This window comes from Peribacillus sp. Hz7, assembly GCF_042136355.1.
Classification (GTDB): Bacteria; Bacillota; Bacilli; order Bacillales; family DSM-1321; genus Peribacillus; species Peribacillus asahii_A.
Genome location: NZ_JBHHJV010000001.1, coordinates 699,921 through 717,152, shown reverse-complemented (window position 1 = coordinate 717,152; position 17,232 = coordinate 699,921). Strand labels below are relative to the sequence as shown.

At 37.3% G+C, this 17,232-nt stretch carries 19 protein-coding genes and 1 pseudogene; 7 read left to right on the top strand and 13 right to left on the bottom strand.

Going from position 1 to position 17,232, the window contains the following annotated elements; translation table 11 throughout:
* Positions 1-46: 46 nt before the first annotated feature.
* A pseudogene (locus ACE199_RS03435) lies at positions 47-246 on the bottom strand (cytochrome ubiquinol oxidase subunit I); the annotation flags it as partial.
* A 552-nt stretch (positions 247-798) separates the two neighbouring features.
* Between ACE199_RS03435 and ACE199_RS03430 the strand changes: the two are divergent.
* Positions 799-942, top strand: coding sequence for a YuzK family famiily protein (locus ACE199_RS03430; RefSeq protein WP_375348570.1), 144 nt, complete (start codon positions 799-801; stop codon positions 940-942).
* Between the two features lie 136 nt (positions 943-1,078).
* On the opposite strand, the gene parC is transcribed toward ACE199_RS03430, so the two are convergent.
* From parC to ACE199_RS03415, 3 genes are all read right to left on the bottom strand, one after another.
* Positions 1,079-3,523, bottom strand: coding sequence for a DNA topoisomerase IV subunit A (parC, locus tag ACE199_RS03425; RefSeq protein WP_375348569.1), 2,445 nt, complete (start codon positions 3,521-3,523; stop codon positions 1,079-1,081).
* 2 nt (positions 3,524-3,525) lie between these two features.
* Positions 3,526-5,499 (bottom strand): DNA topoisomerase IV subunit B, encoded by a 1,974-nt coding sequence (parE, locus tag ACE199_RS03420; protein WP_375348568.1) that lies wholly within the window; start codon positions 5,497-5,499, stop codon positions 3,526-3,528.
* Between the two features lie 309 nt (positions 5,500-5,808).
* Positions 5,809-6,222, bottom strand: coding sequence for a CoA-binding protein (locus ACE199_RS03415; RefSeq protein WP_375348567.1), 414 nt, complete (start codon positions 6,220-6,222; stop codon positions 5,809-5,811).
* A gap of 758 nt (positions 6,223-6,980) precedes the next feature.
* Between ACE199_RS03415 and plsY the strand changes: the two genes are divergently transcribed.
* Positions 6,981-7,571 carry a glycerol-3-phosphate 1-O-acyltransferase PlsY gene (gene plsY / locus ACE199_RS03410; protein ID WP_127759986.1) on the top strand — a complete coding sequence of 197 codons (591 nt, stop codon included), beginning with the start codon at positions 6,981-6,983 and terminating at the stop codon, positions 7,569-7,571.
* A gap of 131 nt (positions 7,572-7,702) precedes the next feature.
* Here plsY and ACE199_RS03405 read toward each other — a convergent pair whose 3' ends face one another.
* On the bottom strand, positions 7,703-9,001 hold the full coding sequence (locus ACE199_RS03405; protein WP_375348566.1) for a protoglobin domain-containing protein: 1,299 nt from the start codon (positions 8,999-9,001) through the stop codon (positions 7,703-7,705).
* A 584-nt stretch (positions 9,002-9,585) separates the two neighbouring features.
* Between ACE199_RS03405 and ACE199_RS03400 the strand changes: the two genes are divergently transcribed.
* Together ACE199_RS03400 and ACE199_RS03395 are read left to right on the top strand one after the other, a co-directional pair.
* Positions 9,586-9,723, top strand: a complete 138-nt coding sequence (locus ACE199_RS03400) for a YycC family protein (protein ID WP_375348564.1) — start codon at positions 9,586-9,588, stop codon at positions 9,721-9,723.
* 202 nt (positions 9,724-9,925) lie between these two features.
* Positions 9,926-10,216, top strand: a complete 291-nt coding sequence (locus ACE199_RS03395) for a HesB/YadR/YfhF family protein (RefSeq protein ID WP_375348563.1) — start codon at positions 9,926-9,928, stop codon at positions 10,214-10,216.
* A gap of 25 nt (positions 10,217-10,241) precedes the next feature.
* Here ACE199_RS03395 and ACE199_RS03390 read toward each other — a convergent pair whose 3' ends face one another.
* From ACE199_RS03390 to acnA, 7 genes are all read right to left on the bottom strand, one after another.
* Positions 10,242-10,535 carry a hypothetical protein gene (locus tag ACE199_RS03390; RefSeq protein WP_252291436.1) on the bottom strand — a complete coding sequence of 98 codons (294 nt, stop codon included), beginning with the start codon at positions 10,533-10,535 and terminating at the stop codon, positions 10,242-10,244.
* A gap of 35 nt (positions 10,536-10,570) precedes the next feature.
* Positions 10,571-10,993 (bottom strand): acyl-CoA thioesterase, encoded by a 423-nt coding sequence (locus ACE199_RS03385; protein WP_375348562.1) that lies wholly within the window; start codon positions 10,991-10,993, stop codon positions 10,571-10,573.
* A 168-nt stretch (positions 10,994-11,161) separates the two neighbouring features.
* Positions 11,162-11,407 carry a small acid-soluble spore protein Tlp gene (gene tlp / locus ACE199_RS03380; protein ID WP_127762510.1) on the bottom strand — a complete coding sequence of 82 codons (246 nt, stop codon included), beginning with the start codon at positions 11,405-11,407 and terminating at the stop codon, positions 11,162-11,164.
* A 75-nt stretch (positions 11,408-11,482) separates the two neighbouring features.
* Positions 11,483-11,626 carry an acid-soluble spore protein N gene (locus ACE199_RS03375; protein WP_375348561.1) on the bottom strand — a complete coding sequence of 48 codons (144 nt, stop codon included), beginning with the start codon at positions 11,624-11,626 and terminating at the stop codon, positions 11,483-11,485.
* 58 nt (positions 11,627-11,684) lie between these two features.
* Positions 11,685-11,813, bottom strand: a complete 129-nt coding sequence (locus ACE199_RS03370; protein ID WP_252290536.1) for an FbpB family small basic protein — start codon at positions 11,811-11,813, stop codon at positions 11,685-11,687.
* A 190-nt stretch (positions 11,814-12,003) separates the two neighbouring features.
* Positions 12,004-12,540, bottom strand: a complete 537-nt coding sequence (locus tag ACE199_RS03365; RefSeq protein ID WP_375348560.1) for a peroxiredoxin family protein — start codon at positions 12,538-12,540, stop codon at positions 12,004-12,006.
* Positions 12,541-12,714: 174 nt separating this feature from the next.
* Positions 12,715-15,426, bottom strand: a complete 2,712-nt coding sequence (gene acnA, locus ACE199_RS03360) for an aconitate hydratase AcnA (RefSeq protein WP_375348559.1) — start codon at positions 15,424-15,426, stop codon at positions 12,715-12,717.
* 402 nt (positions 15,427-15,828) lie between these two features.
* On the opposite strand from acnA, the gene sspO reads away from it, so the two are divergent.
* Positions 15,829-15,972, top strand: a complete 144-nt coding sequence (sspO, locus tag ACE199_RS03355) for a small acid-soluble spore protein O (protein ID WP_119118377.1) — start codon at positions 15,829-15,831, stop codon at positions 15,970-15,972.
* A 54-nt stretch (positions 15,973-16,026) separates the two neighbouring features.
* On the opposite strand, the gene ACE199_RS03350 is transcribed toward sspO, so the two are convergent.
* Positions 16,027-16,287, bottom strand: a complete 261-nt coding sequence (locus tag ACE199_RS03350) for a hypothetical protein (RefSeq protein WP_375348558.1) — start codon at positions 16,285-16,287, stop codon at positions 16,027-16,029.
* 188 nt (positions 16,288-16,475) lie between these two features.
* Between ACE199_RS03350 and ACE199_RS03345 the strand changes: the two genes are divergently transcribed.
* Positions 16,476-16,622, top strand: a complete 147-nt coding sequence (locus ACE199_RS03345) for a small acid-soluble spore protein P (RefSeq protein WP_127759976.1) — start codon at positions 16,476-16,478, stop codon at positions 16,620-16,622.
* A gap of 202 nt (positions 16,623-16,824) precedes the next feature.
* Positions 16,825-17,232, top strand: coding sequence for an Hsp20/alpha crystallin family protein (locus ACE199_RS03340; RefSeq protein WP_164853170.1), 408 nt, complete (start codon positions 16,825-16,827; stop codon positions 17,230-17,232).

Sequence of the window (17,232 nt, the reverse complement as noted above, 5' to 3'; positions counted from 1 at the left end):
TAAGATCGCAAAGCCGACATACATACTGCTCGAAAAGAAGTAATGGATTTTTCAACATTTTAAAAGCTGCAATGACCAAAGTACCTGTCGCATATGCTGTTAATGCCGTATGTCCCGCTGTTACTAAAAAGATTGGATAAAAAAAGCCGTCCATGGGGCAGCATCTACAATCTCCCCGTTTTCAAAACGAAAAACAACTGATGTACCCTCAAAAGCATAAACATTCGAAATTAATACAAATGAGGTGAAGGCCCAAACCCAATGGTCGCGAAAATAATCTGAACAGTCATATTCGTTCCGAACATTGCCCAAGCAATTTGTAATTGATCCATTCTCTTTGTCTCGCTCTTTCCGTTTTAATTCCTTCATAGTATTTCCCGAGAAAAGGAAAATATTTAATGAGCTGCCAAGAGAATTTATACCAATAATTGGATTGTGTATATTACCAACTATTTTTAATTAAGGTTTAACTAAAATATTCTGGCGAGGTTAATTTTTAAATATATAAATGCCGTTCTGCATCTAAGATTTTAAAGTTTATATGCTAGCGAGTTCATTCTTAAAATACTAAATGTACGAAAAGGAAAGGAAAACAAAGGAAATAGCAGGGATTTGGCGTCTGTGAGCAATGAGTTTTATACAGGCGTATAGAAGCGCTAATCTCCTCTAATAGAGAACGAGAACCACTTTGTGACCTTTCTTAATCAATGATACGATTAAGAAGGAAATTATTTCGGAAAGGATTGATTCTTTATCAAAACTCTCGCTTTACTGTACACGGCAGAAATGGAAAAGGCTATGTTTCAAGCTCATGGAATTGGTTATGCTGAATATAGCCGAAAGCTTGATGAGCGCTTGAAAGTTGAGAAAGCACGCGAACAGGATTATGCACAAAGCAGACGTATATTAAAGAAAATCCAATCGAATCTGTTTATAAAATAACATCAAACTTGACTCCAATGACCTATACTCATACCAATAACTCCCTCCTAGAATTCCTTTACACGTAGAGATTACTATACTACTGTTTTATAAACGAGAAAAATCCGTTCACTTATGATGAACGGATTTTTCTCGTTTAATGTATACTTTTATCTACTTCTTCGATTAAGTTTTTCCACATTTCTTTCGCTTGTCCACTTTCACTTTCGTCTAAAATAAATGAACCATTTGTATAACGATCGGAATATTTTAATGAAGCTACTTGGACCGTTTCAAGCTTCCCTTTCTCAGAAAGAATCGAAAGGCAATCTGATTTTGTTACCATTTCAAAGCCGATAACCCGATGCGGATGAGCCTTTAACTCTCTTAATACAACAACGCCTCGCTTTGCTCGCGATGTTTTTTCAAACTCAGACAGCTTCATCTGCTTCACTGATCCACGTTGTGTGACGATAGCAATCGCTTCTTCCGTATCCTTTCCTAACACTTTCATACCGACAACAAAATCCTCTTCTTTCAAGTTAATCCCTTTTACTCCTGCAGCTCGCGGACCAACAATGCTCACTTCTTCTTCATCATACCATAGCGCTAATCCATGATGAGTCATGAAGAATACATCGAAACTTCCATCCGTTAGATGGACATCGACAAGCTCATCTTCTCCTTTTACATTCATCGCTACCAACGGTTTAGAATAACGCTGCGCTTTAAAGGAAGCGAGCTCGGTTCTCTTCACCATACCATTTCGAGTCGCAAGTAATAAAAAACTTGGCTCTTCAAAATCTTTAACTGGTATCGCTTTGATTACATGTTCATCGCGATCAATCGGAATAATATTCGCTACATGCTGCCCTGTTTCCTTCCACCTTATATCAGGTAGTTGATGAACTGGACAATACAGATAATTTCCTTTATTCGTAAACAAGAGAACAACGTCTGTCGTATTTATTTCCAGCTTTTGCAGCAAGCGATCTGAATCTTTCATGCCAAAGTCTTGTCCACCTGATGCCGCATATGACCGTAGAGAAGTTCGTTTTACATACCCTTCTTTTGTAATAGTCACAACGACATCTTCACTAGCTATTAATACTTCAAGATTAATTTTAATTTCTTCAATCTCTTCTTCAATTCTCGATAGACGTGTATCGTTATAATCTTTTTTAATTGCTTTCAGTTCTTTTTTCATCACTTGCATAAGCGCTTTTTCGCTCTCAAGAATTTTTGTAAGCTCAGCAATTTTTGCGTTAAGCTCGGCCGCCTCTTTTTCAAGTGCTGTGATATCAGTATTCGTTAATCGGTATAGTTGCAGAGAAACAATGGCTTCCGCTTGCGCTTCAGTAAAAGCAAATTTCGCAATGAGATTATCTTTTGCATCACGTTTATCTTTAGATGCACGGATGGTTGCGATTACTTCATCTAAAATAGATAAAGCTTTCATAAGTCCTTCGACAATATGAGCTCGATCATATGCTTTTTGCAATTCATAGCGAGAACGATTAATAATTACTTCCCGTCGATGCTCAATATAAGCATCAAGCAGCTTAGGCAGACTCATTAAAGTTGGTCTTTTTTTATAAATCGCTACCATATTAAAGTTATAAGCAATTTGTAAGTCAGAGTTCTTATATAAATAATTAAGCACACCGTGTGCATCGGCTTCTTTTTTTAACTCGATTACGATACGAAGTCCTGTACGGTCGGTTTCATCACGGACTTCCGCAATTCCTTCCACTTTTCGATCTAAACGAAATTCATCGATTTTCTTCACAAGATTGGCTTTATTCACATCGTAAGGTATTTCCGTTATGACAATTTGCTCTTTGCCTCCTCGAATACTTTCGATTTCGGCTTTACAGCGAATTATGATTTTTCCTTTACCAGTTTCATATGCTTTTTTAATGCCATCAATCCCTTGAATAATACCACCGGTTGGAAAATCTGGTCCTTTCAGCACCGTCATTAATTCAGAAACCGTTGCTTCTGGATGATCAATTCTCATAATCGTTGCATCAATGACCTCACCTAGTTGATGCGGCGGAATTTCTGTTGCATATCCAGCGGAGATTCCCGTCGAACCATTCACAAGCAAGTTTGGAAACATCGCTGGTAGAACGACAGGCTCTTCTGATGTATCATCGAAATTTGGAACAAAATCAACCGTCCGCTTTTCAATATCACGGAGCAGTTCAGAAGCTATCGCAGATAATCTTGCTTCCGTATAACGCATCGCAGCTGGCGGATCCCCGTCAATACTTCCGTTATTTCCATGCATTTGTACCATCACATTACGCAGCTTCCAGTCTTGACTCATTCTTACCATCGCTTCATAAACCGAGCTATCACCGTGCGGATGATAATTCCCGATTACATTTCCGACTGTTTTGGCTGCTTTACGATACGCTTTATCATGTACATTTCCTTCTACATGCATTGCATATAAAATTCGGCGCTGTACTGGCTTTAAACCGTCGCGTGCATCTGGAAGCGCTCGATCTTGAATAATATATTTGCTGTACCGTCCGAAGCGGTCACCAATCACTTCTTCTAACGGTAAATCACGAAATCTTTCTTCTGATGCCATCTTTATTCAGCCTCCTCTGCAATCGACATATTTTCATTATCCAATATATTCGATTCTTCTTCGAGACCAAAAGCAACGTTCGACTCGATCCATTTTCGGCGCGGTTCTACTTTATCACCCATTAACGTCGTCACACGTCTTTCCGCCCGTGCACCATCATCAATTTTCACTCGGATTAACGTTCTCGTTTCTGGATTCATCGTCGTATCCCATAGTTGGTCGGCATTCATTTCACCGAGACCTTTGTATCGTTGAATCGTATAGCCTTTCCCTACTTTTTGAATAGCGGCTTGCAATTCTTCGTCACTCCATGCATATTCAAGGATTTCTTTTTTCCCGCTCCCTTTGCTCACCTTATAAAGAGGCGGCAAGGCAATAAATACTTTTCCCGCTTCAATAAGCGGTTTCATATACCGGTAGAAAAAAGTTAATAGCAACACTTGAATATGTGCTCCATCTGTATCCGCATCCGTCATAATAACTACTTTATCGTAATTCGTATCGCTCACATTAAATTCTGGCCCGACTCCTGCGCCAATCGCATGAATAATCGTATTAATTTCTTCATTTTTAAACACATCCGCAAGTTTCGCCTTTTCGGTATTAATCACTTTTCCTCTAAGCGGTAATACAGCCTGAAAACGACGATCCCGACCTTGCTTCGCTGAACCTCCAGCTGAATCCCCCTCGACAAGATATAATTCATTTTTATCTGGGTTTTTCGATTGAGCCGGCGTTAATTTACCAGATAAAATCGCATCTGATTTTTTTCGTTTCTTTCCGCTTCGAGCATCTTCCCGTGCCTTTCGCGCTGCTTCACGAGCTTGAAATGCTTTAATCGCTTTTTTAATGAGCAGGGTGCTTGTAGTCGGATCCTCTTCAAAAAAGTACGCTAAATGTTCAGACACAATCGCATCTATAGCTGAACGAGCCTCACTTGTACCAAGCTTACTCTTCGTTTGGCCTTCAAATTGCAGCAACTCCTCGGGAATCCGAACGGAAATAATCGCTGATAAACCTTCTCGAATATCTGTACCTTCTAGATTTTTATCTTTTTCTTTTAACAGGCCTGCCTTACGCGCATAGTCATTAAAAGCACGAGTCATCGCAGTTTTGGCACCGATTTCATGTGTACCGCCATCTTTTGTCCGAACATTATTTACAAAGCTTAAAATATTTTCAGAATAACCATCATTAAACTGAAAAGCAAAATCTAATTCGATACCATGTTGCTTACCATCAAAGCTAACAACCGTATGCAGCGAATCTTTTTCTTCATTTAGATAAGTTACAAACGCTTCGATGCCATTTTCGTAATGAAACAGCTCTTGCTGACCATGTCGCTCATCAACAAGCTCAATCTTCATTCCTTTTAATAGAAAAGCAGATTCTCGAAGTCGTTCACTTAATGTTTGATAGTTAAAAGTTGTAACTGAAAAAATCGAAGCATCAGGCTTAAAATGTATTTTTGTCCCTGTTTGATTCGTTTTGCCAATCTTCTCTAACGTCGTTTCTGGTTTCCCGCCATCTACGAAACGCTGCTCATAAACATAGCCATCTCGCTTGATTGTAACAACGAGCCATTCTGACAAAGCATTGACAACTGAAGCACCTACACCATGCAGGCCACCGCTCGTTTTATACCCACCTTGACCAAATTTTCCACCGGCATGAAGAATCGTTAAAATAACTTCTGGAGTAGGCTTGCCAAGCTTGTGCATTCCTGTAGGCATACCGCGTCCTTTATCTGTCACACTGATGCTGTTATCTTTATGTATTTTGACTATTATGTGATCTCCGAAACCTGCTAACGCCTCATCTACGGAGTTATCCACAATCTCGTATACTAAATGATGAAGTCCTCTTACATCTGTACTGCCGATATACATACCAGGACGTTTTCTAACCGCCTCTAATCCTTCCAGTACTTGAATTGCATCATCGTTATACTCAATTGTTTTGCTGTTCTTTGCCACAGAAATTCCCCTTTCTAAACAAAACCAATTTCCGGGCCAAATCATACTACCATGAAATGACTCTAAGCTTTAACAATCTAGTCTAGTTAAAGCTCCTGTGAATAAATTAAGTATAATACATTCTCCAAAAAGGAACAAGTGTTCTATTTTTGTCGTCCCTTGATTTAGCACCTTAACTATTCATTTTGATGCATACCAACTATTAATTGTAGATGGTATTTGTTTATTTAGCAAATACGTTTTAAATCAGCAATATATTTAACTAACCATCAATGAGGATTCTCACTGATGGCAGCTTCATTTTATCTATTATTTTGTCATGGCATGTTCAACTTTAATACAACGATCCATAATAACTGTATAGCCTTTCTCTGTTAAATAATCATATGCCTCTTGATTTGCTACTCCTAATTGAGCCCAGAAAACATCAGCATCTATTTCAACAAATTCTCTGGCGATTTCCGGTAAAAATTCGGAACGTCGGAACACATTGACAATATCAACATGCCCCTCTATATCTTTTAATGAAGCAACAGCTTTCACCCCAAGTACCTCTGTTACCGTTGGGTTAACCGGAATAATTTCATAGCCACAGTTTTGCATCGCTTCTGTCACCATATACGAAGTGCGATCTGGATTATTAGACAAACCAATAACAGCAATTCGTTTTGCTTTTTTTAATATTTTTCCGATTTCTTCTCTGCTTGGATTTATAATTGTCATGTTTATCATTCCTTTTCAAAAGATAGTATACTTTTAAATCTTAACAACCATTTTACAAAGAATCTTCCTCGATTTCCATTAGCAAGGGGATATTTTCTATACTTCACTCCGGTACAATAGTCTAATACTTTATATACGATGAAATATATTCAGATCTTTTTCGTTTATCAGCTTTTCCGTTTCGTTTTAGAAATATGATGTTCTAATCATAATATAGAGAGATTTTTTCTTAGGAAATTTATCACTTGGCCGTCCTTTTTAACAAGAAAGTGGTACAATAAAGTGAAACTTCCATCAGTGGGGGTTTTCCTTCATCCCCCACTGATGGTTAGTCACGTTCTACGGTCACTAAGATCTCCGCTTCGCTTCAATCAAGTGACCGTACAAACCTGATTGGTGAAAGCTTACCTTTGAAAATCGCAAAGGTAAGTTTCACTGTATTTCACCAATCGGACCTTTACGGGCAGTTGTCCCCCACCTATCTTCCTTGTTGACTCTTGAGGTGGGGGTCTTACTGCCCGTTAAGAGTGGGATAAAGTAGCCATTCATTTATTTAACTTGCCATTTATTAAATTTTGTTATATGATGCTGTTGTTTTTGGCTTCTTTTGTGCGGGACCTCTTGGAGAAAACACGCTTCTCCTTTGTTTCATGGAGTGGGGCTAAAACGAACCAAACTTAATTGTAGCAACAATATTGTTTAACATAGCCATTTATTAAAGAAAAAAACAAGAATTTTTTATTAGAAAGGGCCATTCGATGTTAATTATTATACTTTCTCTATTACTTGCCTACTTAATTGGATCCATTCCATCTGGATTAATTATTGGTAAAACCTTTTATAAAGTAGATATTCGTGAACATGGTAGTAAAAACCTTGGAGCAACGAATGCATTTCGAACACTTGGAATTAAACCTGGCATTGCTGTTACATTGATGGATATTTTAAAAGGTACGGCAGCGACCCTTATTCCTGGATTACTTGGAGCCGATATTCACCTGCTATTAGCCGGTGTGTTAGCAGCCATTGGACATATGTTTCCGATATTTGCTAGTTTTAAAGGCGGTAAAGCGGTTGCTACATCTGCAGGTGTCGTACTCGGATATGAGCCATTCTTATTTTTATTTTTACTCGTAGTCTTTTTCATTGCTTTATACATATCAAAATATGTTTCCTTATCATCCATGATTGCAGCTGTAGCTTCCTTAACGTATTGCTTTATCTTCCATTTGGACGATTGGCCACTAATTTTGGTCATCGCAGTCCTTACAATTTTTATTTTTTATCGCCATCGAGCCAATATTAAACGAATTATGAATAAAACCGAACCAAAAATTAAATGGTTATAGTGAGCAAGTATGTAGCTAAATGGGGATTGGCACGTTTCCCCTAAAATTAACGGCTATGCCGAAATAATATGTGCACTTACCATGAATTATTATTTACTATAGAATAAAAAAGCCCTATAATGGGGCTTTTTTTATAACTCTGCGGCTGTCTGATTCAAAGTTTCCGCCTGAGATGCCACCTTTTCTGTTACACCTTTAATTTCATCAATAACCATCACAAATGAATGAATATTTTGCTTAATTTTATTCATTCCAACAACATCTTTCTCCACCGATTCAAGAATCTTATCGAAAGATTCGACCGTTACAGTAGATTCTCTTTCTCCCAATTCCATCACTTCTTTTACTTCTACAACAGATTGAAGCACACTTTGCATATAACCGTTTGATGTCTGAACAATAGCATCTATTTGCGCAATAGATTCTTTCGTTTGATCCGCTAATTTTCTTACCTCATTTGCTACAACGGCAAACCCTTTTCCATGTTCACCTGCACGAGCTGCTTCAATGGCTGAATTCAATGATAGTAAATTCGTTTGATTCGCAATAGATTGGACAATTTGAACAAACTCCGTAATTTGCTGCAAGGACGAATTCAGCGAGTGAATATTTTGATCTACATGATTCATAAATACAACCAGTTCATATAATTTGGTTTTTAGTTGAAGCATGCACCTCTGCCCTTCTTCGGCACTCATTCTAGAATAAGTCGACTGTTCCGTTTGAATCCTAACAATGTCCTCTAACTCCTGACCGTTAAACCCTAGCGTCTTAATTGAAGTATGTGTTTCTTCACTTAATATGAGTAATTCCTCACTTATCCCTAAAATATGACGTTGTACATCTTTTTTGACTTTTTCATATTCTATTTCACGTGCTTTCAGATTTTCCATTTCATAAGCCTGAATAACTAATTGCCGTTCAAAGCTTAGTATTTTCGTAATAGCAAAGATTACGGCTCGTTGCTCTTCTTCATTATGTACGTATGTATAGATTAATGATAACATTGAATTTTGTAAGCTTTGGAACGCGGACAAATACCAACGCGATGCCAAACCAATCCGATAGTGGCTTTTAGCTACTTGCAGACGGGCTTCGACAAAAGAATCATCAATAACACCTTCAAATAATGTAACAATATGTGTATATAATGTAGAACGCAGGCGCTCTATTGTGCTATGCTTCGTAATAATTGACTTTAACCCTGGAACTTCCAATAACGCTTGATAAAAGCCATCCAAAAGTTCATCAATTTGGGCATAAATTAATTCTCCGAACGCAAAAATGATACGGAGGTCATTCTCTGTTAAATCAATCATTTTTAGCTGCTTTTTTATTTCTGGATCGCTTACCTTTATCTCCCCTGCTGCCGGATTTACTGTCAAAACTTTGTTCATTTGACTTTTCTTGAACTTGGATAGTACTTTCATCTACTTCCCTCCCGTGAAAGAATCGCTGTTACATGCCTAGCGAAAAAATATAAAGCATTCAAAAAACGGCTATACCTTTCGCCTATATATGTTAATCTGTCTGCACCGTTCACTACATGTCCGAAAAATGAATTCAAAGACTTTTTCTTTCTCTAAAAAACCAAGTATTATGTGTAAATTCATATGCTTCACCTACTTCTCAAGCATGCTTTTTGTCCACATTCATGCTACAATACAAGGAGTTTTACAGCCAAGCTGTTAGCTTATCCTTATTACCAAAACTATTGGCGCAGATTCAGTAATAATCGTTATAAAAATGGCTTGCTTCAATCTTTTTCTTTTATCTTAAGCTTTACTGATTCTATTTAGATTTAGTTGGAATGATTAAAGCGAACTTTTATTTTTTCTTGATATAGCTTTCAATAAATCTTACATACATAGGTGTTAATACCTAGCACAAGATGGAGAAAAAGCGAGGAACGATATGAGGAAAGGGGCAATAACCTGCTGGGTAAAGTTTCACTTGTTTTCGTAATACATGTATTCTTCATCTATAAAATCTTGAAAAATAAGGAGCTTCTACTATGAAACCATTACAAATTTCACCTGAAACAGCCATCAAACTAGCAAAAGCGTTGAATGTTCCACTAGAACAAGTAATGCATATGCCCATGCCGATTCTTCTAAAAAAACTAGCAGAATTAGACGCAAACAATAAATAGGCATTAAAACCTATTTATAGTCCTATAATACCACAAATAAACATGTTACATTTTATAAATATCACCTATATTTGTGAACTTTTTAGACACTTTTAGAAAATGATTTATTCATGATATGCAGAAATAATATTCTGTTTTTTTCACAACTTATGTAACTTTTGCTCTATACAAAATTGAGAGTTCGACAGAAGGAGGAGACATATTGAATATTAAAATTTCTAATGAAGCAGTAGATTGGTATAAAGAGGAACTAGCTTTATCTTCAGGTGCATATATTCGTTTTTTTGTAAGGTATGGCGGCCACAGCAGTATTCAAGCTGGCTTTTCGTTAGGTATTTCTCAGGAACGTCCAGTTCACCCGATTGTATTAACAGAGCAAGATGGAGTAACCTTCTTTATCGAAGAAAATGACCTTTGGTTTTTCGATGGTCATGACCTAATTATTCGCTTTAATGAAAAACTAGGTGAACCAGAATTTTCGTATGCAAAATAACAACAGCGGCTAAATGCCGCTGTTGTTATTTTATCAGCTTTTCGTGAATTCCTTCTGCTGCTAAAATTTGTTTTTGCTTTTCCCCTAGTAAATCAAAATGAGAGTAGCCATCTTTTCTAAGATCAATCCATTCTCTCTTTAAACCATACTGTTGTCCCCATTTGGCTAAACGATCTAAATCTTTGCAACCGACTTTGGTCACCGTTTTACAGCCTGGAAATCGATCATCCAACCAATAATGTGTTAAAAAAGCAATTTCCCCTGCATCAATTCGGCACTTCCATTCTTCTAGATCTTTACGCTTAATCCCGAAGGCCAAGGCTTTTTTCACCTCAACTTATGTAAATTATCGTTTTAAACTAGCTTCTTATTCTTCTCATAGGCCTCGTGCCACTCAGGAAAAAGCCGTTTAATAGAAATAGGACGAAAACTTTCTTTTTTCACACATACATGTGAGGACTGACCCGTTACAGCTAAGTCTTGATTTCCGTTGAAAATCTCATACCCATAAACGACTCGAATTCCATCATAGCTTTCAACCCATGTCTTAATTATTGCCACTTGTCCATAACGGACTGGCGTTTTATAAGAAACTTGAATATCAATCACAGGTGATAGGATACCATCAGCCTCCATTTGAGCATACTCAAAGCCTAATTCACGTATTAGCTGCGTGCGTCCCAGTTCCATCCACACTAAATAATTAGCATGATAGACTACGCCCATTTGATCGGTTTCTGCGTAACGCACTTCTATTTGATGTTCAGCAATATGCATAAGTCTCTCTCTCCTTTTACTAACGTGTCTCATCATCATCTTATCATAATTTCGATTGGAAAACTGAATATTCGAGTTGCCTTCACATTAAAATAATTACCGTACCCATTGCTAATAGTGAAAAAAGGCTATCCAAATAAAAAACTTTGGATAGCCTTTTTTCATTAGTTATTGAAACTGATTACTGCTCTTATATCCGTTTTTTCGAGCTGCTTGCTCATCTTCAATTTCAGCTTCCATCGAGTTTATACTTTCCATTCTTCGCTCATTTTTAGCCTGAATTGCTTCCGTGTCAGCTGATGATGAACATTCGATTGCTTCATTTGCAGCCTGTATATTCTCTCGTGTATTTTCAATAGCTGTTTGCAGCTTTTCTACGTTATCGGCACGATTATCTGGATTTGGTTTAGTCATCATTTTTCCCCCTACTAACTTTTTAGTTTACATAACATAATTATAAGATGCTTGTTATGAATGTAGATGTAACAGCTATTCCCCTTTTGTTTGAATCACTTGAGGAGTTGGACTTGTTTGATCTTGCATTTGCTTTCCTTTGTTTCCACCAAATGATCTTGATTTTGTTCCAACATGGTTAGGATTAAAGTGTTTAGAATCTTTTTTGGGGTTACTCATCAATATCGCCTCCTACTATTAATTTGCATCAAATAGCAAGAAATATAGCTGCCAGTTTTTACTCGGCTTTTTGCATATGTCGTTTCTCAATTCTCTCTTCAATGATTTCAAGCATTTTATAATCTTCTAGCAGCTCTCTTTTATTATCCTGTATTAACTGTTCAAATGTTTTTTTGCGTCCTTTCATTTTATCACCTACTTCCATTTTTTATAGCAAATCTAAATTTCCAGTTCAAAAACAAGAAGAAGCAGTTAAGCTTCAAGGGACGGGTACCTATGTGTATAGGTCCCATGATTTAACTAATCGTAAAAGTTTGTATTTTTTATTATTTCCAAATTTACAAAAAAATATAAAAAAGGAGCCTTCTTTTAGCTCCTTATTTCATACTATTCATATTTCGTTCCATATCTTTCAACTGCATCTCACCAAAAAACTTATGTTGAATAATACCATCACGATCAATAAAAAAAGTCGTAGGAATACTCATGATTTTATACTGTTCACTGATAAGACTTCCTGACTCTGGCTGATCTAGGACAATTGGAAAGGTTAATTCATAATTTAACGCAAATCCTTCTACATCATTTTCTGGATCCATATTCACAGCCAAAACAACTATATCCTCCCCTGCTTCTTCAGAAAATTGCTGCATAGCTGGCATTTCTTTTTTACATGGCGGACACCATGTCGCCCAAAAGTTTAACATCACTTTTTTTCCTCTATAATCCGATAAAGAAACTTCTTTCCCTTCTAGTGTTTTTAACGTAAAATCTGGAGCCTCTCCACCAATCGTTAATCCGCCTAATTGATCCAGCTCTTCTGTTTTCTTTTCTTTTTGCTGATCCATTGCTTGTACAATAGAGAAAGTGATAAGAGAAAGTAAAAGAATTGAAGCAATAACTTTTTTAATCATAAAACAGCCTCCCTATGTTGGCATTCTCGTTTACCTTATTAATCACACTCATTAATTAGTACAATTTTACATTTCCTCTTTAAATAGTATCAATAATAACGACACATGGAAAGTATTTCTCCAATAAAAAAACGGCAAACCTAACATGTAGGTTTGCCGTTTTCCCAACTATAATTACGCTTGTAATTTTCCGCGTAATACCATTGGAAGGATACCGCCGTGACGGTAGTAGTCGATTTCAACTTCAGAGTCGAAACGTACTAGTACTTCGAATTCTTTTACAGAACCATCTTCAGCAGTAGCTGTAACTTTTACTAGATCACGTGGTTTAACTGTTTCATCAACTTGAACAGCGATTGCTTCTTTACCAGTTAAGCCAAGTGTTTCAGCGTTTTCTCCAGCTTTGAATTGAAGTGGAAGAACACCCATTAACACAAGGTTAGAACGGTGGATACGCTCGAAGCTTTCTGCGATAACTGTTTTAATGCCAAGAAGGTTTGTACCTTTAGCAGCCCAGTCACGAGAAGATCCCATACCGTAGTCTTTACCAGCTAAGATAGCAAGGCCAGTTCCATCAGCTTTGTATTTCATACAAGCATCATAGATAGCCATTACATCGCCTGTTGGCCAGTAAGTAGTGAATCCACCTTCTGTACCTGGAGCGATTTGGTTACGGATACGGATGTTAGCGAATGTTCCGCGCATCATTACTTCGTGGTTACCACGACGAGATCCGTAAGAGTTGAAGTCGCGAATTGCAACACCATTTTCACGTAAGTAGATACCAGCCGGTGTATCTTTACCGATTGAACCTGCAGGAGAAATGTGGTCAGTTGTTACTGAGTCACCGAATTTACCAACTACGCGAAGACCGCTAAGTGGGTTAACTGTTCCTGGTTCAGCTGACATTCCTTCGAAGAATGGTGGGTTTTGGATATACGTTGATTTTGTATCGAAAGTATAGATTTCGTCGTTGCTAGTTTCGATTTGGTTCCAACGCTCGTTATCAGTGAATACTGTTTCGTATTCTTTACGGAATAATGCAGGAGTAACTGTTGCTTTAACAACTTCGTTAACTTCCTCGATTGATGGCCAGATGTCATTTAAGTATACATCGTTACCATCTTTATCTTTACCTAGAGAATCTTTTTGTAGGTCGATATCTACAGTACCAGCAAGAGCGTAAGCTACAACTAGAGTTGGAGATGCTAGGTAGTTACCTTTTACTAGTGGGTGAATACGTCCTTCAAAGTTACGGTTACCAGAAAGTACAGATGTAATTAATAAATCTGCTTCTGCAACAGCTGCTTCGATTTCGTCCGCTAATGGACCTGAGTTACCGATACATGTTGTACAACCGAAACCAACGATATTGAATCCTAATTGGTCAAGGTATGGTTGTAGACCTGCATCACGAAGGTAACCAGAAACAACTTTAGAACCTGGTGCTAAAGAAGTTTTTACATAATCAGGAACAGTTAGGCCTTTTTCAACTGCTTTTTTCGCAATAAGACCTGCTCCAAGCATTACGTATGGGTTAGATGTATTTGTACAGCTAGTGATCGCAGCGATTGCGATAGCACCAGTTTTCATGTTTGTTTCTGTACCATCAGCAAATTTAACAGTGATTTCTTTATCCAATTCTTTCTCGCTTAATCCAAAACCTTGGTTACCCATTGGTGCATTGATTGCATCATGGAAAGATTGTTTCATTTGAGAAAGTGGAATCAAATCTTGTGGACGTTTTGGACCAGAAAGGTTTGGCTCAATGTCAGCAAGGTTGATTTCAACAACTTTAGTGTATGTTGGATCTTCTTTATCAGCTGTGTAGAATAATTCATTGTTTTTGCAATATGCTTCAACAATTTTAATTTGTGTTTCATCACGGCCAGTTAGACGTAGGTAATCAATTGCTTCATCGTCGATTGGGAAGAATCCGCAAGTTGCACCGTATTCAGGAGCCATGTTAGCAATTGTTGCACGGTCAGCAAGTGGTAGTAAACCTACTCCAGGACCGAAGAACTCAACGAATTTACCTACAACGCCTTCTGCACGAAGAACTTGAGTTACTTTTAATGCAAGGTCAGTTGCAGTTGTTCCTTGTGGAAGACGACCAGTTAATTTAACACCGATTACTTCTGGAACTGGGAAGTATGAAGGTTGACCAAGCATACCTGCTTCTGCTTCGATACCACCTACACCCCATCCAAGAACACCGATACCGTTGATCATTGTTGTATGAGAGTCTGTACCGAATACTGAATCTGGGAATGTTTCAAATGTGCCATCAGCATTTTCGTTAGCGTGAACAACATTAGCAAGGTACTCAAGGTTAACTTGGTGAACGATACCAGTTGCTGGTGGAACCGCACGGTAGTTATTGAATGATTTTTGAGCCCAGCTTAAGAATTGGTAACGCTCAGTGTTACGTTCGAATTCAAGATCCATGTTTGCTGCAAGAGAATCTGCTGTACCTGCTTTATCAACTTGTACAGAGTGGTCAATTACAAGATCAACTGGAATTTCTGGGTTGATTTTTTGTGGGTCTCCACCTACAGCAGCCATTGCTCCACGAAGAGATGCAAGGTCAACTACTGCTGGTACACCAGTGAAATCTTGTAGGATTACACGTGATGGTTTGAAAGGAACGTCGATTTCTTTTTGTTCGCTAGTTCCCCATTTTGCAAGGTTTTCAACGTGCTCTTTAGTAATTACTCGGCCATCTACTTGACGAAGAACCGCTTCAAGAAGTACCTTGATTGAATAAGGTAATTTTGAAACTTGTCCTGCACCTGCTTGCTCAACAGCAGCAAGGCTGTAGTAGTTATACTGTTTTCCTTCTACTTCAAAGGACTTACGTGCTTGATAAACATCATTTTTTGTCATCAGAATATTACCCCCTATTAAAACTCGCAGAAATTCTGCACAAAGAAGCAAAACGTGGTTTTTATTAAAACCATGTCTACACTACATATAAGTAAAAAAGCTAGTTTTGTCGAAAACTTTGGTTTTTTCTTCCATCCTAACTTTTCCTTCGTTTCAATTTTAATATAAAAAATAGTATAAGTAAATAACAAGAAAGTTATTGTTTTTGATAAGTTTTTCTTATAAAAAAATGTATTTACTCTTAAATCTTCAGAAAGAACAGCTCTATACTGAGAATCATTTTCAACAACTCTCCTTACTCACATCCCATAATATTATACTAGGAAACCACCGCATACTTTAAATACTTTTTTTTACATAAAAAATACTTAATATGGAAATCTATTATTGGAGGTGATTTTTATGTCGAAACAAAAAGCTGGTCATCCTGGGATGAACGGAACAGATGCTCAAAAAGGAGCTGCTTTTAATGCAGAACTTCCTGTCAACGAGCCTCTTACAGAAGCTCAAAAGCAAAATAATAAGAAACGGAAGAAGAATCAATAATCTATTTTAGATAAAGATCTTTCTTATGCTGTTTATGCATAAGAAAGATCTTTATTATTGTTCTTCATTAACCGCTTGGATAATGCCTTGTAAATCTTTTTCAAATTGTTCTAATTGCACACGTTGGTGTTCAGAAGCTGTTGTCAAAGCGGTTTGAATTTGTTGATAGGCTTCATTCACCTCTTGCTTAACATGCTTTAGCTCGCTTCCATACCCTGGACTGTCAGGCTCCATGCCTTGAAACGTATCTATTGCTTGTTTGTACTGATTTTGTGCTTCTTGAAAAGCACGTCGCTTATCATATTTATCTTGCACTTCACTTTCAACTCCTTACTTTAGTCTGCTTCCATAGCTTGTTACGCTTTTGGACAGAATATGTACAGAATAATTTTGTAAACACTGCTTATCTTAAAAAAAGGCACTGTTAAGCCACAGTTTCATACGAAAAATCGTATGAATCCATACTATTCATTCACTTAGCCTAAAAACAGGAGGGATTACGAATGACGAAAAAAGATGAGCAAAATAATAGTAATAAGCAATCAGCGCGAAGAAATAATTCTGGACAACCCGCCCCACTAAGCGGCTCCCATAAAGTAAAAAATCGAAACCATAGCCGTCAAAAACATAATAGCCATCATGATATGTAGTACAATGAAAAAGTGCGGTGACTACAACAGCCACCGCACTTTCATTCATTTTTTAAAAGGTTCTGCTTAATAACGTTTGTTCATTTGTGACTCAAAAATATTCTTTCACTTAACTTTTCAAAAATAAGTTTTTATCCCGTAACCTTTCTACAAACTCATGACATACAATAAAGTTAAAGGGTTTAAAAGGTGTTACGGGGGAATGAATATGCAAGAACCAGACAGCAAGAAACAACAGACAGAGGCCCAATTATTTGACGAATGGGTGAAGAAATTTTTTCTCGATCCTCATACTCAAATTTTAGATGCCGAAACATTTTTTATTGATATTTATGAAAGTGATGACGAATATTTTATTGAAGCAGCTTTAGAAAACTATAAAACAGAAGATCTTAGTGTGAGACTTCAACATGATGCACTTACCATTTCCGTGCACGATAAATCTAGCTCAGCCAAACAAGGACACCCAAACATAATAGAACGGGTGATTCATTTCCCCTTTTCACTTTATCATCATCAAATACGTGCTGAGTATGCTTATTCACTATTAACTATTCGCATTCATAAATTTCATACTTGCCCTATACAAACAACGATTAAAATTGAATAG

Bases quoted from the DNA above. Each gene is read 5' to 3' on its own strand.
- ACE199_RS03340 (WP_164853170.1), top strand. From the start codon at position 16,825: ATGAATATGCAAGAACCAGACAGCAAGAAACAACAGACAGAGGCCCAA.
- ACE199_RS03365 (WP_375348560.1), bottom strand. From the start codon at position 12,540: ATGATTAAAAAAGTTATTGCTTCAATTCTTTTACTTTCTCTTATCACT.
- plsY (WP_127759986.1), top strand. From the start codon at position 6,981: ATGTTAATTATTATACTTTCTCTATTACTTGCCTACTTAATTGGATCC.
- ACE199_RS03385 (WP_375348562.1), bottom strand. From the start codon at position 10,993: ATGCATATTGCTGAACATCAAATAGAAGTGCGTTACGCAGAAACCGAT.
- acnA (WP_375348559.1), bottom strand. From the start codon at position 15,426: ATGACAAAAAATGATGTTTATCAAGCACGTAAGTCCTTTGAAGTAGAA.
- sspO (WP_119118377.1), top strand. From the start codon at position 15,829: ATGTCGAAACAAAAAGCTGGTCATCCTGGGATGAACGGAACAGATGCT.
- ACE199_RS03370 (WP_252290536.1), bottom strand. From the start codon at position 11,813: ATGAAAGGACGCAAAAAAACATTTGAACAGTTAATACAGGATAATAAA.
- parC (WP_375348569.1), bottom strand. From the start codon at position 3,523: ATGGCATCAGAAGAAAGATTTCGTGATTTACCGTTAGAAGAAGTGATT.
- ACE199_RS03375 (WP_375348561.1), bottom strand. From the start codon at position 11,626: ATGAGTAACCCCAAAAAAGATTCTAAACACTTTAATCCTAACCATGTT.
- ACE199_RS03345 (WP_127759976.1), top strand. From the start codon at position 16,476: ATGACGAAAAAAGATGAGCAAAATAATAGTAATAAGCAATCAGCGCGA.
- ACE199_RS03415 (WP_375348567.1), bottom strand. From the start codon at position 6,222: ATGACAATTATAAATCCAAGCAGAGAAGAAATCGGAAAAATATTAAAA.
- tlp (WP_127762510.1), bottom strand. From the start codon at position 11,407: ATGACTAAACCAAATCCAGATAATCGTGCCGATAACGTAGAAAAGCTG.
- ACE199_RS03405 (WP_375348566.1), bottom strand. From the start codon at position 9,001: ATGAAAGTACTATCCAAGTTCAAGAAAAGTCAAATGAACAAAGTTTTG.
- ACE199_RS03400 (WP_375348564.1), top strand. From the start codon at position 9,586: ATGAAACCATTACAAATTTCACCTGAAACAGCCATCAAACTAGCAAAA.
- ACE199_RS03430 (WP_375348570.1), top strand. From the start codon at position 799: ATGTTTCAAGCTCATGGAATTGGTTATGCTGAATATAGCCGAAAGCTT.